At 73.4% G+C, this 22,557-nt stretch carries 20 protein-coding genes; 10 read left to right on the top strand and 10 right to left on the bottom strand.

The features are described from left to right. Nucleotide 1: 1 nt before the first annotated feature. From AB0K80_RS12175 to AB0K80_RS12165, 3 genes are all read right to left on the bottom strand, one after another. Nucleotides 2-1,729 carry an L-aspartate oxidase gene (locus tag AB0K80_RS12175; protein WP_365668489.1) on the bottom strand — a complete coding sequence of 576 codons (1,728 nt, stop codon included), beginning with the start codon at nt 1,727-1,729 and terminating at the stop codon, nt 2-4. Beyond that, a complete protein-coding gene (gene panC / locus AB0K80_RS12170) occupies nt 1,726-2,718 on the bottom strand; it encodes a pantoate--beta-alanine ligase (protein ID WP_365668487.1) in 993 nt (330 codons plus the stop codon). Before panC ends, AB0K80_RS12175 begins: the two co-directional genes overlap by 4 nt. A 73-nt stretch (nt 2,719-2,791) precedes the next feature. Further along, the gene (locus AB0K80_RS12165) at nt 2,792-3,811 is read right to left on the bottom strand and encodes a DUF2520 domain-containing protein (RefSeq protein WP_365668485.1); all 1,020 of its coding nucleotides are present in this window, start codon (nt 3,809-3,811) and stop codon (nt 2,792-2,794) included. 184 nt (nt 3,812-3,995) lie between these two features. Between AB0K80_RS12165 and AB0K80_RS12160 the strand changes: the two genes are divergently transcribed. Then, nucleotides 3,996-5,180 (top strand): beta-eliminating lyase-related protein, encoded by a 1,185-nt coding sequence (locus tag AB0K80_RS12160; protein ID WP_365668483.1) that lies wholly within the window; start codon nt 3,996-3,998, stop codon nt 5,178-5,180. Between the two features lie 60 nt (nt 5,181-5,240). Here AB0K80_RS12160 and AB0K80_RS12155 read toward each other — a convergent pair whose 3' ends face one another. Beyond that, the gene (locus AB0K80_RS12155; RefSeq protein ID WP_365668481.1) at nt 5,241-5,912 is read right to left on the bottom strand and encodes a response regulator transcription factor; all 672 of its coding nucleotides are present in this window, start codon (nt 5,910-5,912) and stop codon (nt 5,241-5,243) included. A 113-nt stretch (nt 5,913-6,025) separates the two neighbouring features. Beyond that, complete coding sequence (locus AB0K80_RS12150) at nt 6,026-7,228, bottom strand: sensor histidine kinase (RefSeq protein ID WP_365668479.1); 1,203 nt, start codon at nt 7,226-7,228, stop codon at nt 6,026-6,028. 118 nt (nt 7,229-7,346) lie between these two features. On the opposite strand from AB0K80_RS12150, the gene AB0K80_RS12145 reads away from it, so the two are divergent. Next, the gene (locus AB0K80_RS12145; protein ID WP_365668477.1) at nt 7,347-8,369 is read left to right on the top strand and encodes an SAM-dependent methyltransferase; all 1,023 of its coding nucleotides are present in this window, start codon (nt 7,347-7,349) and stop codon (nt 8,367-8,369) included. Here AB0K80_RS12145 and AB0K80_RS12140 read toward each other — a convergent pair. Next, nucleotides 8,334-9,485: an NADH-quinone oxidoreductase subunit D gene (locus tag AB0K80_RS12140; RefSeq protein ID WP_365668475.1), complete on the bottom strand. Its 1,152-nt coding sequence runs from the start codon at nt 9,483-9,485 to the stop codon at nt 8,334-8,336. The genes AB0K80_RS12145 and AB0K80_RS12140 overlap by 36 nt on opposite strands. On the opposite strand from AB0K80_RS12140, the gene AB0K80_RS12135 reads away from it, so the two are divergent. Beyond that, nucleotides 9,427-10,047 carry a PH domain-containing protein gene (locus AB0K80_RS12135; RefSeq protein ID WP_365668474.1) on the top strand — a complete coding sequence of 207 codons (621 nt, stop codon included), beginning with the start codon at nt 9,427-9,429 and terminating at the stop codon, nt 10,045-10,047. The two genes, AB0K80_RS12140 and AB0K80_RS12135, sit on opposite strands and share 59 nt — an antisense overlap. A gap of 281 nt (nt 10,048-10,328) precedes the next feature. Beyond that, complete coding sequence (locus AB0K80_RS12130) at nt 10,329-11,618, top strand: PH domain-containing protein (protein WP_365668472.1); 1,290 nt, start codon at nt 10,329-10,331, stop codon at nt 11,616-11,618. 87 nt (nt 11,619-11,705) lie between these two features. Here the strand turns inward: AB0K80_RS12130 and AB0K80_RS12125 are convergent, their stop codons facing one another. Beyond that, a complete protein-coding gene (locus AB0K80_RS12125) occupies nt 11,706-12,914 on the bottom strand; it encodes a hypothetical protein (protein WP_365668471.1) in 1,209 nt (402 codons plus the stop codon). A 115-nt stretch (nt 12,915-13,029) separates the two neighbouring features. Then, entirely contained in the window at nt 13,030-14,154 is a 1,125-nt protein-coding gene (locus tag AB0K80_RS12120) for an alpha/beta hydrolase-fold protein (RefSeq protein ID WP_365668469.1), read from the bottom strand. Nucleotides 14,155-14,387: 233 nt separating this feature from the next. On the opposite strand from AB0K80_RS12120, the gene AB0K80_RS12115 reads away from it, so the two are divergent. From AB0K80_RS12115 to AB0K80_RS12090, 6 genes are all read left to right on the top strand, one after another. Further along, the gene (locus tag AB0K80_RS12115; RefSeq protein WP_365668467.1) at nt 14,388-16,241 is read left to right on the top strand and encodes a phosphatidylglycerol lysyltransferase domain-containing protein; all 1,854 of its coding nucleotides are present in this window, start codon (nt 14,388-14,390) and stop codon (nt 16,239-16,241) included. 165 nt (nt 16,242-16,406) lie between these two features. Then, the gene (gene folP / locus AB0K80_RS12110; RefSeq protein WP_365668465.1) at nt 16,407-17,381 is read left to right on the top strand and encodes a dihydropteroate synthase; all 975 of its coding nucleotides are present in this window, start codon (nt 16,407-16,409) and stop codon (nt 17,379-17,381) included. Then, the gene (locus AB0K80_RS12105; RefSeq protein ID WP_365668463.1) at nt 17,378-17,899 is read left to right on the top strand and encodes a nuclear transport factor 2 family protein; all 522 of its coding nucleotides are present in this window, start codon (nt 17,378-17,380) and stop codon (nt 17,897-17,899) included. The genes folP and AB0K80_RS12105 overlap by 4 nt, the downstream gene beginning before the upstream one ends. Nucleotides 17,900-18,194: 295 nt before the next feature. Continuing rightward, nucleotides 18,195-18,554 (top strand): dihydroneopterin aldolase, encoded by a 360-nt coding sequence (gene folB / locus AB0K80_RS12100; RefSeq protein ID WP_365668461.1) that lies wholly within the window; start codon nt 18,195-18,197, stop codon nt 18,552-18,554. Beyond that, nucleotides 18,551-19,162, top strand: a complete 612-nt coding sequence (gene folK / locus AB0K80_RS12095; protein ID WP_365668459.1) for a 2-amino-4-hydroxy-6-hydroxymethyldihydropteridine diphosphokinase — start codon at nt 18,551-18,553, stop codon at nt 19,160-19,162. The genes folB and folK overlap by 4 nt, the downstream gene beginning before the upstream one ends. 62 nt (nt 19,163-19,224) lie before the next feature. Beyond that, a complete protein-coding gene (locus tag AB0K80_RS12090) occupies nt 19,225-19,713 on the top strand; it encodes a DUF3180 domain-containing protein (RefSeq protein WP_365668457.1) in 489 nt (162 codons plus the stop codon). A gap of 18 nt (nt 19,714-19,731) precedes the next feature. Here the strand turns inward: AB0K80_RS12090 and folE are convergent, their stop codons facing one another. Next, nucleotides 19,732-20,337 carry a GTP cyclohydrolase I FolE gene (folE, locus tag AB0K80_RS12085; protein ID WP_365668455.1) on the bottom strand — a complete coding sequence of 202 codons (606 nt, stop codon included), beginning with the start codon at nt 20,335-20,337 and terminating at the stop codon, nt 19,732-19,734. Nucleotides 20,338-20,462: 125 nt separating this feature from the next. Beyond that, nucleotides 20,463-22,502 carry an ATP-dependent zinc metalloprotease FtsH gene (gene ftsH, locus AB0K80_RS12080; RefSeq protein ID WP_365668587.1) on the bottom strand — a complete coding sequence of 680 codons (2,040 nt, stop codon included), beginning with the start codon at nt 22,500-22,502 and terminating at the stop codon, nt 20,463-20,465. Between the last annotated feature and the right edge of the window lie 55 nt (nt 22,503-22,557).

Below are 22,557 nucleotides of genomic sequence, written 5' to 3'. Positions count from 1 at the left end.
GTCACTGCTCCTGTTGCTGCCGGGTCGGGGGGAAGTCCGCGGTGTCGGTGGTGTGCACGGCCAGGGTGCGGTCGGGGTTCAGGCGTACGACGATGTGGCGGCGCCAGGCCGTGTCGTCGCGCTCGGGGCGGTCCTCGCGCCAGTGGCAGCCCCGGGTCTCCTCGCGCAGCTGGGCGGCGGCGACCAGGACGCGGGCGACGCACAGGAGGTTGGTGGCCTCCCAGGTGTCGACGCCGGGCTCGGCCGTCTTGCCGTTCTCGGCGAGGGTGTCGCGGGCGTCGGTGTGCAGCCGCTGGAGCTGGTCGGCGGCCCGGGCGAGGGACTCGGCGGAGCGCAGCACCCCGGCGCCCCGGCTCATGATCCGCTGGATGGTGAAACGGGCCTCCGGGCTGAGCAGGGGGTGCTCGGGCGTCTCCCGGTGGGGCAGGGGTTCGGGCACGCGCGCGTGGAGGCCGTCGCCGGCCCGGCTGGCCGCGATGTCTGCCGCGATGCGCTCGGCGTAGACCAGGCCCTCCAGGAGGGAGTTGGAGGCCAGGCGGTTGGCGCCGTGCACGCCGGTGCAGGCGACCTCGCCGCACGCGTACAGGCCGGGGACGGTCGTACGGCCGTGGGAGTCGGTGCGCACGCCGCCGGAGGCGTAGTGGGCGGCCGGGGCGACCGGGATGGGCTCGGTGACCGGGTCGATGCCGTGGGCCCGGCAGGCGGCGAGGATGGTCGGGAAGCGGTGCTCCCACATCTCGGCGCCGAAGTGCCGGGCGTCGAGGTACATGTGCTCGGCGTCCCGCTCCTGCATGCGGCGCATGATGCCCTTGGCGACGATGTCCCGGGGGGCGAGTTCGGCCAGTTCGTGCCGGCCGAGCATGAAGCGCACACCGTCGGCGTCCACCAGGTGGGCGCCCTCGCCGCGGACCGCCTCGGAGACCAGCGGCTGCTGGCCCTCCGCCTCGGGGCCGAGGAAGAGCACGGTGGGGTGGAACTGCACGAACTCCAGGTCGCTGACCTCGGCGCCCGCGCGCAGCGCCAGGGCCACGCCGTCGCCGGTGGAGACCGAGGGGTTGGTGGTCGCCGAGTAGACCTGGCCCATGCCGCCGGTCGCCAGCACCACCGCCGGGGCGTGGACCGCGCCCACCCCGTCGTGCTGGCCCTCGCCCATGACGTGCAGGGTGACGCCCGCCGTGCGGCCTTCGGCGTCCCACAGCAGGTCCAGGACCAGGGCGTTCTCGATGGTGCGCACGCCACGCGCGCGTACCGCCTCGACGAGCGCCCGGGAGATCTCGGCGCCGGTCGCGTCGCCGCCGGCGTGCGCGATACGGCGGCGGTGGTGGCCCCCCTCCCGGGTGAGCTCCAGGCCGCCCTCGGACGACTCGTCGAACCGGGCGCCCGTCTCGATGAGGCGCCGTACGGCGTCGGGCCCCTCGGTGACCAGGATGCGCACCGCCTCCTCGTCGCACAGGCCCGCGCCCGCCACCAGGGTGTCGTCGAGGTGCTGGTCGGGGCTGTCCCCCTCGCCGAGGGCCGCGGCGATGCCGCCCTGGGCCCAGCGGGTGGAGCCGTCGTCGAGGCGGGCCTTGGTGACGACGACGGTGTTCAGGCCCGCGGCCTCGCAGCGCAGCGCCGCGGTGAGGCCGGCGACGCCGGAGCCGACGACCACCACGTCCGCGGAGATGGACCACCCGGGCGCGGGCGCGTGCAGTCGTATGCCTGTGCTGGTGTGCCTGTGCTGGCTCACGAGGCGGCTCCGAAGGTGAGGGGGATGTTGTCGATCAGCCGGGTCGTCCCGACCCGGGCGGCGACGGCGAGGACCGCCTCGCCGGTGAAGTCGTCCCCGATCTCGGTGAAGTCGGACGGGTCGACCAGGGCGAGGTAGTCCAGTTCGAGGGGCGGGTCGAGGCGGGCGGCGTCGTCCAGGACCGCTTGGGCGGCGGCACGGACGGCGGCCGCGGCGCCCGGCAGGGCGGTGGCGACGGCGTGCGCGTCGGCCGCCGCGCGGGACTCCCCGAGAGCGCTGAGGGCCTCGGCACGCGCGTGGGTGGCGGGCACCTCACGCGCGCGTGCCCGCAGCGCCTCCTGGGCGGCGTGCCGGTCGCGGCCCGCGAACAGGGCCCGGGACAGGGCGAGGGCGGTGCGCCGCTCCCGGTGCGAGAGGTAGCGGTTGCGGCTGGACAGGGCCAGGCCGTCCTCCTCGCGCACGGTCGGCACGCCGACGACCTCCACGCCGAAGTTCAGGTCGCGCACCATGCGGCGGATCAGGGCGAGCTGCTGGGCGTCCTTCTGGCCGTACAGGGCCACGTCGGGGCGGGTGAGGTGCAGCAGCTTGGCGACGACGGTGAGCATGCCGTCGAAGTGCCCGGGGCGGGAGGCGCCCTCCAGGCGTTCGCCCATGGGTCCGGCGCTGATGCGGACCTGGGGTTCGCCGCCCGGGTAGACCTCGTCCACGGACGGGGCGAACACCACGTCCGCGCCGGACTCCCCGGCGAGCTGAACGTCGGCGTCCAGGGTGCGCGGGTAGCGGTCGAGGTCCTCGCCCTTGCCGAACTGGAGCGGGTTGACGAAGACGGTGACGACGACCTCGCCGTCCCGGCCGGCGATCCGGCGCGCGGTGCGGATCAGGGTGGCGTGGCCCTCGTGCAGGGCGCCCATGGTCATCACGACGGCACGGCGGCCCGCACGCGTGCGTGCGCGCAGTTCCTCGGCGGTGCGCAGCAGGGTGGTGGTCATCGGGCCTCTCCGTTGTGGGGCACACACCTCGTGGTGGGCGGGCAGCCGGGCGTACGCCGGGCGGGGGCGCCGCTCATCCGGCGTCTCCTTCGGTGCCGTGGCCACTGTCGTCGCTGTCGCCGTTGTCGTCGCCGTCGCGGCCGCCGTCGCCGCTGTCGTCGCCGCTGCCGGGCGTCCCAGCGACGCCGGTCGTCCCGTCGGCGAGTACCCCGAGGAGGTCCTCGGCGAGCTCGGCCTTGAGCAGGCCGTGGGCGAGCGCCCGGTCGGCGGTGGCGCGGGCCATCGCCAGGTAGCCGGCGACGGTCTGCGGGGCGTGCCGGCGCAGCTCGGCGACGTGGGCGGCGACCGTGCCGGCGTCCCCGCGCGCGACGGGGCCGGTCAGGGCCGCGTCGCCGGAGCGCAGGGCGTTGTCCAGGGCGGCGCCGAGCAGCGGGCCGAGCATCCGGTCGGGGGCCTCGACCCCGGCCGTGCGCAGCAGCTCCATGGACTGGGCGACGAGGGTGACCAGATGGTTGGCGCCGAGCGCGAGCGCCGCGTGGTAGAGCGGGCGGTTCTCCTCGGCGATCCACTCCGGCTCGCCGCCCATCTCGATGACGAGGGCCTCGGCGGCCAGCCGCAGCTCCTCGGGCGCGGTGACGCCGAACGAGCAGCCTGCCAGCCGCTGCACGTCCACGGCCGTGCCGGTGAAGGTCATCGCGGGGTGCAGGGCCAGCGGCAGCGCGCCCGCGCGCAGGGCGGGGTCGAGCACCTTCGCGCCGTACCGGCCGGAGGTGTGCACGAGCAGCTGGCCCGGCCGTACGGCGCCGGTCTCGGCGAGGCCGGAGACGAGCCCGGGCAGGGCGTCGTCCGGGACGGTCAGCAGCACCAGTTCGGCGCGCTGGAGCACCTCGGCGGGCGGGACGAGCGGCACGTCCGGGAGCAGCTCCGCGGCGCGCCGCCGGGAGGCGTCGGAGACCCCGGACACGGCGACCGGGCGGTGCCCGGCGAGCTGGAGGGAGGCGGCCAGTGCGGGTCCCACGCGTCCGGCGCCGACGACGCCGACCGTGAGACGCGCGGGGCGGTCCCTGGGGTCTGGCTGTGGGGTTGTGTTCACGCGACGGCGGCCTTCCCGTTCCAGTCCGCTCCGGGTACCGGACGATTTCTCGTCATGTTAACGCGATCGGTTCCGCGGGCGTCCGGTCGTCCACAGGCTGTGGGTTTCCCCACTCCGCGCGCGTACCGGCGCCGTACGGAAATCCGCATGCCCGGGTGCGCCCCCGCGCGGGATGATCCCGGGCATGAGCAGCGACACGGCGAAGCAGCAGGACGTACAGGCGGACGAGCGGCGCGGGGGGTTGCGGGAGCGACGGCTGGCCGCCCACGCGAGGGCGGAGCGCGTGCTGGCGCGGCTCGGCTTCCACGGGACGCTGCGGGAACGCCTGGCGCTGCTGTCGCAGGCCGGGGAGATATACGACCTGGACGAGCGGTCCGACCTGTACGGCGACGGCGTCGTCGAGGCCCTGGAGGAGAAGGTCGCCGGGCTGCTGGGCATGGAGGCCGCCGCGTTCTTCCCGACGGGCACGATGGCCCAGCAGGTGGCGCTGCGCTGCTGGGCGGGCCGCACCGGCAGCCCGGTCGTCGCCCTGCACGCGCTCAGCCACCCCGAGGTGCACGAACGGCACGCCTTCAGCCAGGTCAGCGGCCTGCGCCCGGTGCGCGTGACGAGCGAGCCCCGGCTGCCGACCGCCGCCGAAGTACACGACCTGGAGGAACCCTTCGGGGCGCTGATGCTGGAACTCCCGCTCCGGGACGCCGGATTCGTCCTGCCGTCCTGGGAGGAACTCACCGAGGTCGTGGCGGCCGCGCGGGAGCGCGAGGCGGTGGTGCACCTCGACGGGGCCCGGCTGTGGGAGTGCACCGAGCACTTCGGGCGGCCCCTGGAGGAGATCGCAGGCCTGGCGGACAGCGTCTACGTGTCGCTGTACAAGTCGCTCGGCGGCTACGGGGGCGCTGTGCTGGCGGGCCCCAGGGTGCTGGTGGAGGAGGCCAAGGTCTGGCGGCACCGGTACGGCGGGCTGGTCTTCCAGCAGTTCCCCGCGGCTCTGTCGGCGCTGGTGGGCCTGGAGCGGGAGTTGCCCCGGCTGCCCGCGTACGTGCGGCACGCGCGCGTGGTGGCCGCCGCGCTGCGCGAGGGCTTCGCGGCGGCCGGGCTGCCGTGGGCGCGCGTGCACCCGGAGGTGCCGCACACCCACGACTTCCAGGTGTGGCTGCCGTACGACGCGGAGGTCCTCGGTGAGGCCGCGGTCCGTACGGCCGAGGAGACGGGGACCGTGCTGTTCGGCCAGGCCTGGGACCCCGCGGGCCCGGGCCTGTCGTTCACCGAGGTGATGGTGCGGGCCGAGGCCCTGCAGTGGACGGCCGAGGACGTCAGGGCCGCGGTCGGGGAGTTCGTCGCACGGCTGACCGAACAGGCCGCGGGCTGACCGGACAGGCCGTGCCGCCCCGGTCCGCGGGCGGCCGGGGCCCGGGGTGCCCCCGCCGGGTCAGCCGTGTCCCCCGGCCCGCACCAGCCCCGTCTCGTACGCCAGGACGACCACCTGGACCCGGTCCCGCAGGCCCAGCTTGGTCAGGATGCGGCCCACGTGCGTCTTGACCGTCGCCTCGGACAGCACCAGCCGGGCCGCGATCTCGCCGTTGGACAGGCCCTGCGCGACCAGCACCATGACCTCCCGCTCCCGCTCGGTGAGCCGCTCCAGCTCCTTGTGCTCGGGCTGCTTCCCGGTGCCCGGCAGCATCGGCGCGAAGCGGTCCAGCAGGCGCCGGGTCGTGGAGGGCGCGACCACCGCGTCCCCGCTGTGCACGGCCCGGATGGCGGCCAGCAGGTCGCCGGGCGGCACGTCCTTGAGCATGAACCCGGAGGCGCCCGCCTTCAGCGCGGAGAAGGCGTACTCGTCGAGGTCGAAGGTGGTCAGGATGAGCACCTTCGGCGCGTCGGGGTCCGCACAGATCCGGCGGGTCGCCTCCACTCCGTCCAGCCGGGGCATGCGCACATCCATCAGCACCACGTCCACGGCCGTCGCGCGCAGCGCCTCAAGGGCCTCCGCGCCGTCGCCCGCCTCCGCGACGACCTCCATGTCCGGCTGGGCGGCGAGCACCATCCGGAACCCGGTGCGCAGTAGCACCTGGTCGTCGACGAGCATCACGCGGATCGTCATCGGGTCTTCTTCCGTTTCCGTGGTGGCGGCGAGCCGGTGTGCGCGTCCTCGCCGCGTTCCGCGGGTCGGGACGTCACCGGTCGTGACAGGTGTCAGTGGACGGCGTGCGGGGGTCAGTGCGCCGGTTTGAGCGGCAGCAGGGCGCTGATGCGGAATCCTCCGCCGGGGCGCGGCCCGGCGTCCAGGGTGCCGCCGACCATGCCGACCCGTTCGCGCATGCCGATCAGGCCGTGGCCCCGGCCGTCGTAGCCGCCCTCCTCGTACAGCTCGTGCGGGGCGCCCTTGCCGTCGTCCTCGACGAGCAGGCCGAGCCCGTCGTCGAAGTACACCAGGCGCACGCTGGCGCCGGCGCCCGGTCCGCCGTGCTTGCGGGTGTTGGTCAGCGCCTCCTGCACGATGCGGTACGCGGTGAGCTCGACGCCGCTGGGCAGCGGGCGGGGCGTGCCCTCGATCTTGAAGTCCACCGGCAGGCCCGAGCCGCGGCACTGCTCCACGAGGTCCTCGATCTGCCGCACGTCGGGCTGGGGCACGTACTCCCCGGCCTCCTGGTGTTCGCCGGTGCGCAGCACACCGAGCAGGCGGCGCATCTCGGCGAGGGCCTGGCGGCCGGTGGAGGAGATGGTCTCCAGGGCCTTCTTCGCCTGGTCGGGGGCGGTGTCGAGGACGTAGGCGGCGCCGTCGGCCTGCACCACCATCACCGACACGTTGTGCGCGACCACATCGTGCAGCTCCCGGGCGATCCGGGCGCGCTCGGCGGCGACCGCGACCTTCGCCTGCGCCTCGCGCTCCTTCTCCAGCCGGGCGGCGCGCTCCTCCAGCTGCGCGAAGTAGGCGCGCCGGGTGCGGATGGAGTCGCCGAGCACCCAGGCCAGCGCGAAGGGCACGGTCTGCAGGACCATCAGGGCGAGGTTGCCCGCGGTGCCGGTGTGCTCGGCCGGCCAGCGCAGCTGCGCCAGGGGCGCCGCGGCCAGGCCGCCGGCCAGCGCGAACCGCGAGGCCCAGCGGGCACCCTCCGCGGCCACCGTGTAGACGATCACCAGCATGGCGAAGTCGCCGGGCAGGACCGCCACGTCCGTGATCAGCTGCGCCACGCCGACACCCGCCGCGAGGAGCAGCATCTTCTCCGGCATCCGGCGGCGCAGCGCGATCACCAGGCACAACAACAGGGTGATCGGGACCGCGGCCACCGGGAGATCGGCCCGCCGGGCCTGCTCCTGGGCCGCGCCGCCGACCACCGACACCCCGAACAGGACGAGGGCCCAGAAGCCGTCGACCCACATCGGGTGCCTGCGGAGGAAGTCGTAGAGGCGCTGCACGTAACCCAGCGTAGGCAGGGCGGATGTGTGCAGGGGTCAACCGGAGGACCGATCCGCGTCGGGCGGGCCTACTCCGCAAGGTGGAGTTCTGGTGATTGTGTCCGCGTAGCCTGGGCCGGTGACGACGGCAACGACGGGTGAGTGGCGCGGCTGGCGCGCGGCGGCACAGCAGGCGCTGTACGGGCCGCGGGGCTTCTACCGCAGGCCGGAGGGCCCGGCGGGGCACTTCCGAACGTCCGTGCACGCCTCGCCGCTGTTCGCCCGGGCCGTGGCCCGGCTGCTGTGCCGGGTCGACGCGGCGCTGGGGCGGCCCGCGCGGCTGGACTTCGTCGACATGGCGGCCGGCCGGGGCGAACTGGCCGCCGGGGTGCTGGCGGCGCTGCCCTTGGACGTGGCCGCCCGCACACGCGCGTACGCCGTGGAGATCGCCGACCGTCCCGGCGGCCTCGATCACCGGATCGAGTGGCGGGCCGAACCCCCCGAGGGCGTCACCGGGCTGCTGTTCGCCAACGAGTGGCTGGACAACGTGCCGGTGGAGGTCGCCGAGGTGGACGCCGCGGGCGTGCCCCGCACGGTGCTGGTCCGTGCGGACGGCACCGAGCGGCTCGGGGATCCGGTCGGCGGGGCGGAGGCGCGGTGGCTGGCGCGGTGGTGGCCGCTGCCGGCCCAGCAGGGGCTGCGGGCGGAGATCGGGCTGCCCCGGGACGAGGCGTGGGCGTGGGCCGTGGCCCGGGTCGAGCGGGGGCTCGCCGTCGCCGTGGACTACGCGCACACGGTGCGGGCGCGGCCGCCGTTCGGGACGCTGACCGGGTTCCGGGAGGGCCGCGAGACCGCGCCCGTCCCGGACGGGTCGTGTGACCTGACCGCACATGTCGCGCTGGACGCGTGCGTGCTGCCCGGCGGGCGGATCGTCCGGCAGCGGGACGCCCTGCGCGCCCTGGGCGTGACGGGCGCACGCCCCCCGCTCGCGCTCGCCTCGACGGACCCCGCCGGGTACGTGCGCGCCCTCGCGGGCGCCTCCGAGGCCGCCGAGCTGACCGCGCCGGACGGGCTCGGCGGCTTCGGCTGGCTGCTCCAGCCGGTGGGCCTCGCGCAGGCGGAGGACCTACTTGTCGATGTCGCCGACCACGAAGAACATTGAGCCCAGGATCGCCACCATGTCCGCCACCAGCGTCCCCGGCAGCAGCTCGGTCAGCGCCTGGATGTTGTTGTACGACGCCGAGCGCAGCTTGAGCCGGTACGGCGTCTTGTCACCCTTGCTGACCAGGTAGTAGCCGTTGATGCCGAGCGGGTTCTCGGTCCACGCGTAGGTGTGCCCCTCGGGTGCCTTCAGGACCTTGGGCAGCCGCTGGTTGATCGGCCCGGGCGGCAGTTCGGCGAGCCGGTCCAGGCAGGCGTCGGCCAGGTCCAGCGCGTTGTGGGTCTGCGCGAGCAGGCACTCGAAGCGGGCCAGGCAGTCGCCCTCCTCGCGGGTCACCACCTGAAGCACGTCCCGCAGTTGGCCGTAGGCCAGGTACGGCTCGTCGCGCCGCAGGTCGAAGTCGACCCCGGAGGCGCGCGCGATGGGGCCGCTCACACCGTAGGCGTGCACGGTCTCCGGGGACAGGCGCCCCACGCCCCGGGTGCGCCCCCGGAAGATCTCGTTGCCGAGCACCAGGTCGTCGAAGACGTCCATGCGGGAGCGCACCGCGGCGACGGCGGCACGCGCGCGTGCGGTCCACCCGGCCGGCAGGTCCTCCTTGAGGCCGCCGACGCGGTTGAACATGTAGTGCATGCGCCCGCCGGAGACCTCCTCCATGACGTTCTGCAGCGTCTCGCGCTCCCGGAAGGCGTAGAACACCGGCGTGATGCCGCCGAGCTCCAGCGGGTAGGACCCGAGGAACATCAGGTGGTTGAGCACCCGGTTCAGCTCCGCGAGCAGCGTGCGCGTCCACACCGCCCGCTCGGGGACCTCCATGCCGAGCATCCGCTCCACGGCGAGCACCACGCCCAGCTCGTTGGAGAACGCCGACAGCCAGTCGTGGCGGTTGGCGAGCACGATGATCTGCCGGTAGTCCCGCGCCTCGAACAGCTTCTCCGCGCCCCGGTGCATATAGCCGATCACCGGCTCCGCGCGCGTGATGCGCTCGCCGTCCAGGACGAGCTTCAGGCGCAGCACGCCGTGCGTGGACGGGTGCTGCGGTCCGATGTTGAGCACCATGTCGGTGCTCTCCGCGGCGCCGCCGATACCGACCATGGTCTCCGTCGTAGGAGTCATGGACACAGTCTCTCCTACGTACGCTGGCCTCATGGAGACGGGGAGCCCGCAGGGCGTGGGGGCGGCGGAGGCGGAGCCGGTGGAGCCGGTGGACCACCTGGAGCCGGTGTGGACCGCGCTGCCGCCGGGGCTGCTGAGGATGCGGCGGCTGTTGCTGCTGGTGTGGATGGGCCCGGTCACCCTGGCCGCCGCCCTGCTGCCCGGGCTGCTGGCCGGGCCCGGCTGGGCGGCCTGCGGGCTGCTGCCGCCGGCGCTGACGGTGTGGGGCTGGGTGCTGCTGGGCCGCAACTGGCGCTCCTGGCGGTACGCCGAGCGCGCCGACGACCTGCTGATCAGCCGGGGCGTGCTGTGGCGGCAGGAGACCGTCGTGCCGTACGGGCGGATGCAGCTGGTGGAGGTGACCTCCGGGCCGGTCGAACGGCACTTCGGGCTGGCCAGCGTGCAGCTGCACACGGCGGCGGCGGCCACCGACGCGACCATCCCCGGCCTGGACCCGGCCGAGGCGGAACGCCTCCGCGACCGGCTCACCGAGCTGGGCGAGGCACGATCGGCGGGGCTGTGACGGCGCCGGGGGCCGAGGACGCCGTACGCGACGGGGAGCCCGGGGGCGAGGGGCCCGTAGGCCGGGGCCGATCCGGGGGCGAGGGGCCCATAGGCCAGGGCCGGCCCGGGGGCGAAGGCCCCATAGGCGAGGGGCGCCCCGAGGGCGAAGAGCCCGTACACGACGGCCGACCCGGGAGCGAAGAGCCCGTACACGACGGCCGGCCACGGAGCGAAGAGCCCGTACACGACGGCCGGCCACGGAGCGAAGAGCCCGGGCGCGCCGAAGGCGGCGGCCGGTCCGTGGCCGAGCGGCGGCTGCACCCGGTCACACCGTTCCGGCGCGCGTGGGCGCCGGTCGCCGTGCTGGTCGGGTGGGCGGTGCACGACCCCGACCAGGCGCAGCGCCACCTGACCCGGCTGACGACCCAGACCCTGCTGATCGCGCTGGCCGTGGTGGTCCCGGTCGCCGCGTTCTACGGCTTCTGCTCCTGGTGGTTCACGCACTACGCGGTCACCGGCACCGAACTGCGCATCCGTACCGGCCTGGTGTTCCGCCGCACCGCGCACATCCGGCTGGAACGCGTCCAGGCCATCGACCTCACCCAGCCGCTGCTCGCCCGGATCGCGGGCGTCGCCAAGCTGAAACTCGACGTCCTGGGGACCGACAAGAAGGACGAGCTCGCCTTCCTCGGCGCCGACGAGGCCCGGGCACTGCGGGCCGAACTCCTCGCCCGGGCGGCCGGTTTCGCGCCCGAGACCGCGCACGCGGTCGGCGAGGCGCCCTCGACACGGCTGCTGCGCGTCCCCCCGGGCGTGCTGGCGGTGGCGCTGGCGCTGACCGGCGCGGCCTGGGGGTGGCTGCTCGTCGCCCTGGTCGTGGTGCCGGTGGTGTGGCTGGTCAGCGGCAGCCCCTGGACGGTGCTGGCGGCCGGCGTCCCCCTGCTGGGCGCGGCCGGGGCGAGCAGCGTGGGGCGGTTCGTCGCCGAGTACGACTGGACGGTGTCCCAGTCCCCCGACGGGCTGCGCGTCGACCACGGGCTGCTCGACCGCGCCCACGAGACCGTGCCGCCGGGGCGCGTGCAGACCGTGCGGATCGTCGAACCGCTGCTGTGGCGGCGGCGCGGCTGGGTGCGGGTGGAGCTGGACGTGGCCGGCTCCTCCAACTCCATGCTGGTGCCGGTCGCTCCCCGGGAGATCGCGCAGTCCGTCATCGCGCGCGTGCTGCCCGGCGTGACCGTACCGCCGCCCGAGGCGCTGTCCCGGCCGCCGGCGCGGGCCCGGTGGTGCACGCCGCTGTGGTGGCGCGGGTACGGACTCGCCGTCACCGACGCGGTGTTCGCGGCCCGCTCCGGGCTGCTGCGCCGGACCCTGGCGCTGGTGCCGCACGCCAAGGTGCAGAGCGTACGGCTGACGCAGGGGCCCTGGGAGCGAGCCCGGGGGGTCGCCGACGTCCACGTGGACACGGGCGCGAACAAGACCGTCACGGCCCGGTTGCGGGACGCCGACGAGGCGGCCCGGCTGCTGCGGGCCCAGGCGGAGCGGTCGCGCACCGGCCGCAGGGACGCGCGGCCGGACCGCTGGATGGCGTGAACCACGCCCGGGCACGACGCTGCCCGCGGCTCGGGGCGAGCCGCGGGCAGCGGGGGCCGGTCGGCCCGTCAGGATTCGGTCAGCCCGTCAGGAAGCGGCGCTGCGCAGCCCCTGCACGTCGATCTGCTCGGTCTCGTCGTGGGCCGTGAGGTCGATGACCTGGCCCACCGCACGCGACTGGGGACCGGCCGGCTTGAACCGGGCCTCGGTCTCCGCCTTGTGCAGGGCGAGGGCCTCCTGGCCGACCACGTCGGCGAGGTCCTCGTTCTGGACGGCCTCCAGGGCGGCCCGCGAGGTGCCCTTCTTGGTGCCGAAGAAGTCGAACCCGCCCTCGTTCACCGGACGCCGTACGGGCGCGGACTGCGGTACGACGGCCACCGCGGTCGGCACGGTGAAGTGCCCGGAGGGCTGCTGGGCGGACGGCTCGGGCTGCTCGGGCTGCTCGGACCGGTCGCTGGTGGAGGAGGCGGCGGTCGCGTGCTCCTGCCCGGCGACCGCCTCGAGCGGCCCCTGTGGCTCGTCCTCCCGCTCCGGCGCCGGCTCCGCCTTCCCGCCCTTGGGCGTGGGCTCGGGCCCGTCGTCCGCCGGGACGTCGCCGTCCGGGTCCGGGGCGCCGCCGTCGAACCGGGCGAGGGCCGCCATGGCCCGCAGGAACAGCCGGGAGCCCTCCGGCGAGAACACGGAAGGAACCGCCGGCCCGTCCTGCCCGGCCTCCGGCTCGCTCCCGGACTCGGGAGCGGTCCCGCCGTCACCCGCGGCCGTCGGCGCACCGGCCGGCCGCGCGTCCGCCGGCTGGGCTTCGGCCGGCTGTCCACCGGCCGTCAGCGCGCGTGCCGGAGTGGTGGCCTCGATCTCCAGGACCCGGCGTTCCTCCAGCACGCTCGCGCGTTCGGTCTCCGCCGTGGCGTAGCGGCGCAGCAGGGCCGCGTGCTCGTTGCGCAGGCCCGCCAGCTCCGCGCGCTTGGCCCGCAGCCGCTGCTCCAGCTTGGCGCGCAGCTCGCGGGACTCCTCCAGGTCGGCCTCCAGTTCGGCGACCCGCTCCTCGAAGCGCCACTCGTCGCTGGCACGCGCGCGCGTGAGGTCGGCGACCTGTTTGCCCGCCTGGATGTCCCAGCGGCGCATCACGGCCGCGCCGACGAGTGCCGTGGCCGCGCCGGCCGCTGCCAGCGTGCGCAGCACACCGGGCGCGGTGAACACCCAGGGGCCGAGCGCGCAGACGAGTGAGACGCCGGCGATCGCCGAGGGCGGCAGCAGCCTGTGCAGGGGTGGGGAATGGCGGTGACGTCCACGTGGCATGGCCAGAAACTTACCGCGCGTAGGCGAATCGTGGTGCCCCGCCCCGCAAAAACAAAGTGTCCTCTCGGAGTTCACACCGGATCAGAACGGAATACCGAATTCTGCAAGATCGTTTTCAGCGGTCGCTCAGCCGTCCGCTGATCCACTGGAGCGTCCCCGGAATCTCCCGCCGCCAGGTGTTGAAGTTGTGCCCGCCGCTTTCCAGGATGATCGACGAGATCCGGGTCAGCCCGGTGGCCTTCACGCGTGCGATGAACTTCAGTGTGTCCTGGTAGTTGGCCTCGCCGATCCTGCTGCTGGTGACGAGCAGTGAGGTGTCGGGAGCGGGCATGTGCTTGAGGTACCACCACAGATTCGCGCGGTTCTTCAGCGCCTTGTCGCCGTGGAACAGGTCGCCCGTGGTGGGGTCGGTCGGCGCCTTGTAGTACGCCGACAGACCGGCCCCCGCGGCATACACGCCCGGGTGGTGCATCGCGAGCTTCAACGCGCAGTATCCGCCCGTGGAGTCGCCGATGATGCCCCAGCTGCCGGGTTCCCTGCCCACCCGGTAGTGGGCGAGGACGGCGTCGGGCAGGTCCCTGGCGAAGAACGACTCGGTCTGCGGCCCCCGCGGGATGTCCACGCACTCGGTGTCCCGGGGCGGTGCCACCGTCGGGCGCAGCATGACCAGGATCATCGGCTGCATCCGGCCGTCCTTGGCCAGCCGCAGGGCGGTACGGGGATAGCGCAGCTTGTCCACCAGCGCCTCGGCCGTTCCCGGGTAGCCGGTGAGCACGACCGCGGCCGGGAAGGTGCGCGTGCGGTACCGCGGCTGGAAGTACTCCGGCGGCAGGTACACGTACGCGGGCGTGGCGATGTGCGTCGTCCGGCCCACCAGGGCGACCTTCTGTATCTGGCCGCTGACCCGGGGTCCGCCGGCCGTGCCCGGCACCCGCAGGGTGTCCACCACCTGCAGGGGGCCGCCCGAACGGCTGCCCGCCGTGTGGTCGACGACCACGCCCTGGTCGGTCTCCTGCCCGAACAGGTCCGCCCAGCTGGCGTAGAAACCGAAGGCCTGGTTCGCGGACAGGCCCACCGCGACGAAGATCGTCAGCTGGGTGGCGAGCAGCAGGCCGATCCGCCCGCCGACCGCCCGCCACCCGCGCCGGGCCAGCCGTGGCCACAGCCACACCGTTCCGGCGAACAGCAGCACCGCGGCCAGGACCGCCAGCACCAGCACGTTGTTGCTCGTGAGACCCATTGGGGTTACCTGCCTGCGCTTTCCGCCCGGGCCCGGCCGCCCTCGCTGCTTCTTCGCAAGGGCTTGCCCCGGGCTTTCCTCGGCCTTTGAACCGGCTTTGACGACGGGAGTGAACCTCTTCCCCCGAGACACCGTCCTAGAGGGCGCAATGTCGCCGGATGCCCGAAAGGGCACCGGATCCAAGGTCTCTCGCAGAACTACGGGATGCGATGTCTGTCAGGACAGATGAGGAAATGTCGGGCGGGGTTCCGAGTCGTACGAACGACCCGGACCGCACGAGCCCGACGAGCCGTGTGCGCCGCGTGCTGCGCGGCCCGCGCCCCGAGGCCGTCCCCGTCCTCGTCGGCAGAGCGTGTGCCCTGGTGGGCCTCGTGGACATCGCCGCGGGCGTCTTCCCGCGCTTCCGGTACAGCCGTATGCACGCCCTCGCGGAGGTGCTGCCCGGTGCGCTCGGGCCGTTCGCGGCCGCGCTGTCGCTGAGCGCCGGTGTGCTGTTGCTGCTGCTCGCGCACGGCCTCAAGCGGGGCAAGCGCCGGGCCTGGCGGGCCGCCGTGGCCCTGCTGCCGGCCGGCGCCGTGGCCCAGTTCAGCTACCGGCACTCGATCGTGGGCGTCCTGGTCTCGCTGGCGCTGCTGCTGCCCCTGCTGCGGCACCGCGACCAGTTCGCGGCGCTGCCCGACCCGCGCAGCCGGTGGCGGGCGCTGGCCAACTTCGTGCTGATGAGCGCCGGCTCGCTCGCCCTGGGCCTGGTCATCGTCAGCGTCCACACCGAGCGCATGGTCGGCGACCCCAGCCTGGCCGACCGCCTCACCCACGTCGTCTACGGCCTGTTCGGCTTCGAGGGCCCGGTCGACTACCAGGGCAACACCTCCTGGACGGTCGCCTTCTCCCTGGGCGCCCTCGGCCTGCTCACCGCCGTCACCACCATCTACCTGGCCTTCCGCCCCGAGCACCCGGCCGCCCAGCTGACCGTCGAGGACGAGGAGAAGCTGCGCGCCCTGCTGGCCCGGCACGGCGGCCGCGACTCCCTCGGCCACTTCGCGCTGCGCCGCGACAAGGCCGTCGTGTTCTCCCCCAGCGGCAAGGCGGCCGTGACGTACCGGGTCGTCTCCGGCGTGATGCTCGCCAGCGGCGACCCCATCGGCGACGTCGAGGCCTGGCCCGGCGCCATCGAACGCTTCATGGACGAGGCCCGGGCCCACTCCTGGACCCCCGCCGTCATGGGCTGCTCCGAGACCGGCGGCGAGGTGTGGACCCGCGAGACCGGGCTGGACGCGCTGGAGCTGGGCGACGAGGCGGTGGTGGACGTGAAGGATTTCTCGCTCGCCGGCCGCGCGATGCGCAATGTGCGCCAGATGGTCAAGCGCATCGAGCGGGCCGGTTACGAAACCCGCGTCCGACGTGTCCGTGACCTCGGCGAGACCGAGCTGGAGCGGATCCGCCGCGCCGCCGAGGACTGGCGCGGCACCGACACCGAGCGCGGCTTCTCCATGGCGCTGGGCCGCATCGGCGACCCGGCGGACGGCGACTGCCTCATCGCCACCGCCCACAAGGCCGACGACCAGCCCGGCCCCTACGGAGACCTGAAGGCGATCCTGCACTTCGTGCCGTGGGGCAAGGACGGCGCGTCCCTGGACCTGATGCGGCGCGACCGCTCCGCCGACCCCGGCATGAACGAGCTGCTCATCGTGGCCGCCCTCCAGGCCGCCCCGAAGTTCGGCATCGAGCGCGTCTCCCTGAACTTCGCCATGTTCCGCTCCGCCCTGGCACGCGGCGAGAAGATCGGTGCGGGTCCGGTGCTGCGCGCCTGGCGCGGGCTGCTGGTCTTCCTCTCCCGCTGGTTCCAGATCGAGTCCCTGTACAAGTTCAACGCCAAGTTCCAGCCGCGCTGGGAGCCGCGCTTCGTCGTCTACCGGGCCTCCGCGGACCTGCCGCGCATCGGTTTCGCCGCCATGCAGGCGGAGGGCTTCGTCAACCTGGCCCTGCCGCTGCCGCGCTTCCTGCGCCGCCGCCGCGCCGCGACCCGTCAGCCGTGTGCCCACCGCACCCACGGGGCGCCGTCGGAGCGCAACGTCCGCGCGGCGTGACCCACCGGGCCGCAAGGCCCTCCCAGGACCGGCCCGAGCGGAAGCCGCAGCCCCCCGCCCCCGGGGCTTCCGCTCGGGCCGCTTCGCGCGGCCGGGGGATCGTTGCGGGCGGGAAAGGAAACGCCCGCAACGATCCCGCACCGCCCCACGCCCTAGGCTGAACACATGAGCACTGAGACCGGCCGCCGCCACGTGGCGGGCCTTCCCGCATGGGACCGCTGCGCGGTCATGGGAGTCGTCAACGTGACCCCCGACTCCTTCTCCGACGGCGGCCGCTGGTTCGACACGACGGCCGCCGTCAAACACGGCCTCGCCCTGGTCAGCGAGGGCGCGGACCTGGTCGACGTCGGCGGCGAGTCCACCCGGCCCGGCGCCACCCGGGTCGACGAGGCCGAGGAGCTCAGGCGCGTCGTCCCCGTGGTCCGCGGCCTCGCCTCCGAGGGCGTCACGGTCTCCGTCGACACCATGCGCGCCTCGGTCGCCGAGCAGGCCCTCGCGGCCGGTGCCGCCCTCGTCAACGACGTCAGCGGCGGCCTCGCCGACCCGGCGATGATCCCGGCGGTGGCCGAGGCCGGCGCCCCCTTCGTCGTCATGCACTGGCGCGGCTTCCTCCAGGGCGGCAACGTCAAGGGCGTCTACGACGACGTCGTCACCGAGGTCGTCGACGAGCTGCACGCGCGCGTGGAGGCCGTCCTGCGGGGCGGCATCGCCCCCGACCGGATCATCGTCGACCCCGGGCTCGGCTTCTCCAAGGACGCCGAGCACGATCTCGCGCTCCTCGCCCGCCTCGACCGCCTGCTCGGCCTCGGCCGCCCGCTGCTGGTGGCCGCGTCCCGCAAGCGGTTCCTCGGCCGCGTCCTGGCGGGCCCGGACGGCGCGGTACCGCCCGCCCGGGAGCGTGACGCGGCCACCGCCGCCGTCTCCACGCTCGCGGCGCACGCCGGCGCGTGGGCCGTGCGCGTCCACGAGGTCCGCGCGACGGCGGACGCCGTACGGGTGGTACGCGCCGTCCAGGAGGCGCGCACGGCTCACGGGGACGCGCGTGCGGCACACCAGGAGGCGCGTGCGGCACACCGGCACACGCACACGGGAGCAGACGGCGCGCAGGGCGCAGGTCACGGCGCAGAGGGAGCCCGGTGAGCGCCCCCCACACCGACGTCGAGCAGGTCGAGGCCGCCAACACCGCCTTCTACGAGGCACTGGAACGGGGCGACTTCGAGGAACTGGCGTCGCTCTGGCTCACCCCCGCCGACCTGGGCATCGACGAGACCTACCACGACCCGGCCGACGCCGGTGTGGTCTCCTGCGTGCACCCGGGCTGGCCGGTCCTCACCGGCCGCGGCGAGGTCCTCAGGTCCTACGCCCTGATCATGGCCAACACCGACTACATCCAGTTCTTCCTCACCGACGTGCACGTCTCGGTCACCGGGGACACCGCCCTGGTGACCTGCACGGAGAACATCCTCAGCGGCGGCCCGGCCCCCGACGACGGCGACGAACTCGGCCCGCTGGTCGGCCAGCTGGTGGTCGCCACCAACGTGTTCCGGCGCACACCCGACGGCTGGAAGCTCTGGTCGCACCACGCCTCCCCCGTCCTGGCCGAGGACGACGACAACGACGACAACGGCGAGAACACGGGCGGCGACATCTCCGCCTGAGTGGGTAGCCGGTCCCCCGAGGAATACGTCCCGGGCGACACGGGAAAGGGACTGACTCACCGGGACGAGGCCGGGCGTGGCGGGGATCACGCACCCGTGGGCACGAGCGCCCCCGCGTGGTGAACCGCCGGGCAAACCAGGGGAAACACACGGTGAATCCTCCCGGTCCCGGCCGTGGCCGGCGCCCCTGTGGCCCGGCCCTGTCAGCGGCCGCAGGTAGATTCGACCTCAGGCCGGCGTGCCGCTCGCACCCGGCACGAGCCGGCCGACACCGACGATTGCAGGAGTGATTCGCGTGGATCGTGTCGCGCTGCGCGGCCTGAAGGCCCGCGGGCACCACGGGGTGTTCCCCCGGGAACGCGAGGAGGGCCAGACCTTCATCGTGGACCTCGTCCTGGGTCTGGACACCCGTCCGGCCGCGGCCGACGACGACCTGGCGAAGACCGTGCACTACGGCATCGTGGCGGAGGAGGTCGTGGCCGTCGTCGAGGGCGAGCCCGTCAACCTCATCGAGACGCTCGCCGAGCGCATCGCCCAGGTGTGTCTGAAGCACGAGGGGGTCCGGCAGGTCGAGGTCTGCGTCCACAAACCGGACGCGCCGATCACCGTCCCCTTCGACGACGTGACCGTCACCATCACCCGGAGCCGAGTATGACCGCAGCCTTCCTGAAGGGTCCCAGCGACCCGACCGTCCAGCCCGTGCCCGCCTCCGTCGTCGACAAGGTCGACGCCGCCGACACGACCCTGCACAACCCCAAACGGGCCGTGGTCTCCCTCGGCTCCAACCTCGGCAACCGCCTGGAGACCCTCCAGGGCGCCGTCGACGCCCTGGCGGACACCCCCGGCGTCCGCGTCAAGGCGGTCTCCCCCGTCTACGAGACGGAGCCCTGGGGCGTCGAGCCCGGCACCCAGCCGTCGTACTTCAACGCGGTCGTGGTGGTGAAGACCACCCTGCCCCCGTCCTCGCTGCTGGAGCGGGCGCACGCGGTCGAGGAGGCCTTCCACCGCGTCCGTGACGAGCGCTGGGGTCCGCGCACCCTGGACGTGGACATCGTCTCCTACGCCGACGTCGTCTCCGACGACCCGCAGCTCACGCTCCCCCACCCGCGCGCCCACGAACGCGCCTTCGTCCTCGCCCCCTGGCACGACGTCGACCCCGAGGCCCAGCTCCCGGGCCGCGGCCCGGTGGCCGCCCTGCTCGACGGCGTGACCCGCGAGGGCGTGACACCGCGCGAGGACCTGGAACTTCGACTGCCCGAATAGCCGTTAAGGTCAAAGCGGCCACACAGCCGGCCGGTCACCGTCGGGGGAACTGAAGGGACACCGTGAGAGAGCTGCGCATCAGGGTGCTGGCCGGCGTGTTCGTCGTGGCCGGGGTGCTGTCCTGGGCGGGCGCCCGCCTGTGGAACTCCCTCGGGACACTCCCGAGCGTCCCCCTGGCCGCGCCCATCGTCCTGGCTCTGATCGCCGTGGTCCTGCTCGCGACGGCGCTGTCGATCCGCGCCCGCCTCAAGGCCCAGCGCGAGCGCCGCCCCGAGGCCAAGGGCGTCGACCCCCTCATGGCCGCCCGAGCGGTGGTTTTCGGTCAGGCCAGCGCCCTGGTCGCCGCCCTCGTCGCCGGCATGTACGGCGGTACGGGCGTCTTCCTGCTGGAATCCCTCGACATCCCGGCCCGCCGCGACCAGGCCATCTACGCCGGCTTCTCGGTCCTGGCCGGCATCGGCGTCATAGCGGCGGCCCTGTTCCTGGAGCGCGTCTGCAAACTCCCGGAGGACGACGAACACAACGGCGCCGGGGCGGCCCCGGCAGCCTGAAGCGCGACGCGGGGCGCCTCAGCGGGCCATGATGAGGCTCATCGCCTCGTTGCGCGTCGCCGCGTCCCGCAACTGCCCCCGCACGGCCGACGTGAGCGTCTTCGCGCCGGGCTTGCGGATGCCGCGCATCGACATGCACATGTGCTCGCACTCGATGACCACGATCACCCCGCGCGGCTCCAGGATCTCCATCAGCGAGTCCGCGATCTGGGTGGTGAGTCGTTCCTGCACCTGCGGGCGACGGGCGTAGACGTCGACGAGCCGGGCCAGTTTCGACAGGCCCGTGATCTTTCCGCTGGTGGACGGAATGTACCCGACGTGCGCCACGCCCCGGAACGGCACCAGATGATGCTCACAGGTCGAGTACACCTCGATGTCCTTCACGAGCACCATCTCGTCGTGCCCGATGTCGAACGTCGTCGTCAGCACGTCCTCGGGCTTCTGCCACAGGCCGGCGAATATCTCCTTGTAGGCCCGCGCGACCCGCGCCGGCGTCTCCCGGAGCCCCTCCCGGTCCGGGTCCTCGCCGACCGCGATCAGCAGTTCCCGTACGGCGTTCTCGGCCCGCTTCTCGTCGAACTCGCCGATCTGGCCCTCGCCGTCCAGCATCACGGGGTCGGTCATGGGGTGCCTCGTTCCTGTCTTTCATCCGGGCAGCAGCGGACATGGCGAAAATGCCGCGCCCCCCAGGCTAGAACCTGGGGGGCGCGGCATTCATTCCGGGCCAGGCGGGCCGCCGGTGAGCCGGGTCAGCTCTCGGGGCGGTCCTCCGTAGCTCGCTCCTGCGTCACGGAGGGCTCCGTGGCGGTGCTCTTCGCGGTGCTGATGGCCGGCGTGGCGCCGTTGGCCCCGTTGGTCAGTGCGAGCTCCTTGGGGGAGAGCACCGGCGGGCGGGTGGACGGCGTACGGCGGGAGGAGCCGGTCCAGGCGGGCCGCGGCGGGCGCTTGACGACCGGGGCGAAGATCTCGGCGATCTCCTCCTTGCCCAGCGTCTCCTTCTCCAGCAGGGCGAGAACGAGGTTGTCGAGGACGTCGCGGTTCTCGACCAGGATCTCCCAGGCCTCGTTGTGCGCCGTCTCGATGAGCTTCTTGACCTCTTCGTCGACGAGCGCGGCGACCTCTTCCGAGTAGTCGCGCTGGTGAGCCATCTCACGTCCGAGGAACGGCTCGGTGTTGTCGCCGCCGAACTTGATCGCGCCGAGCCGCTCGGTCATGCCGTACTGCGTGACCATCGCGCGGGCCAGGTTGGTGGCCTTCTCGATGTCGTTGGCGGCGCCGGTGGTCGGGTCGTGGAAGACGAGCTCCTCGGCCGCGCGGCCGCCCAGCATGTAGGCCAGCTGGTCCAGCATCTCGTTGCGGGTCGTGGAGTACTTGTCTTCGTCCGGCAGAACCATCGTGTAGCCGAGGGCCCGGCCGCGCGACAGGATCGTGATCTTGTGGACGGGGTCGGCGTTCGGCGAGGCCGCCGCGACCAGGGCGTGTCCGCCCTCGTGGTACGCGGTGATCTTCTTCTCCTTGTCCGACATGATCCGGGTCCGCTTCTGCGGGCCCGCGACCACGCGGTCGATCGCCTCGTCCAGCATCTGGTTGTCGATCAGCTTCTTGTCGCTGCGGGCCGTGAGCAGCGCGGCCTCGTTCAGGACGTTGGCCAGGTCGGCACCGGTCATGCCGGGCGTGCGGCGGGCGACGGCGGCGAGGTCGACGTCGGGGGCGACCGGCTTGCCCTTCTGGTGGACCTTGAGGATCTCCAGACGGCCCTGCATGTCCGGGCGGTCGACCGCGATCTGGCGGTCGAAGCGGCCGGGGCGCAGCAGGGCCGGGTCGAGGATGTCGGGCCGGTTGGTGGCGGCGATGAGAATCACACCGCCCTTGACGTCGAAGCCGTCCATCTCGACGAGCAGCTGGTTCAGGGTCTGCTCGCGCTCGTCGTGACCGCCGCCGAGGCCGGCGCCGCGGTGGCGGCCGACCGCGTCGATCTCGTCGACGAAGACGATCGCCGGGGCGTTCGCCTTGGCCTGCTCGAACAGGTCACGGACCCGGGAGGCACCGACACCGACGAACATCTCGACGAAGTCGGAACCGGAGATCGAGTAGAACGGCACACCGGCCTCGCCCGCGACGGCACGCGCCAGCAGCGTCTTACCGGTGCCGGGCGGACCGTAGAGCAGAACGCCCTTGGGGATCTTGGCGCCGACGGCCTGGAACTTGGCCGGCTCCTGGAGGAACTCCTTGATCTCCTGGAGCTCCTCGACGGCCTCGTCCGATCCGGCGACGTCGGCGAACGTCGTCTTCGGGGTGTCCTTGGTGATGAGCTTGGCCTTCGACTTGCCGAAGTTCATCACCCGGGAGCCGCCGCCCTGCATCTGGTTCATCAGGAACAGGAAGACGACGACGATGAGGACGAAGGGCAGCAGGGAGAGCAGGATGCCGACGAACGGGTTCTGCTTGGACGGCGAGACCGTGTAGCCGTCCGGAAGCTGCTTGTCCTGGAACTTGTTCTGCAGGGTGTCGGCCAGTGCCTTGCCCTGGTCGCCGATGTAGCTCGCCTGGATCTTCGAGCTGCCCTCGACCTTCTGACCGTCCTTGAGCTGGACCTTGATGGTCTGCTCGTCACCGGTGGTCAGCTTGGCCGACTCTGCCCTGTTCTCGTTGATCGCCTGGACGACCTGGCCCGTGTCCACCGTCTTGTAGCCACCGGACGAGCCGACGACCTGCATCAACACGACCACGGCAAGGACGGCCAGCACGATCCACATGACCGGCCCACGGAAGTATCGCTTCACGTCCATCCATACGGAGCGGTGCCGCCCCGTCCCTCCTGCCATAGTGAGTTTGATAAAGGCT

The organism is Streptomyces sp. NPDC052682 (assembly GCF_040678435.1).
Classification (GTDB): Bacteria; Actinomycetota; Actinomycetes; order Streptomycetales; family Streptomycetaceae; genus Streptomyces.
Note: the sequence above shows the minus strand (reverse complement) of the source record. Positions and strands in the feature narration are given on the sequence as shown.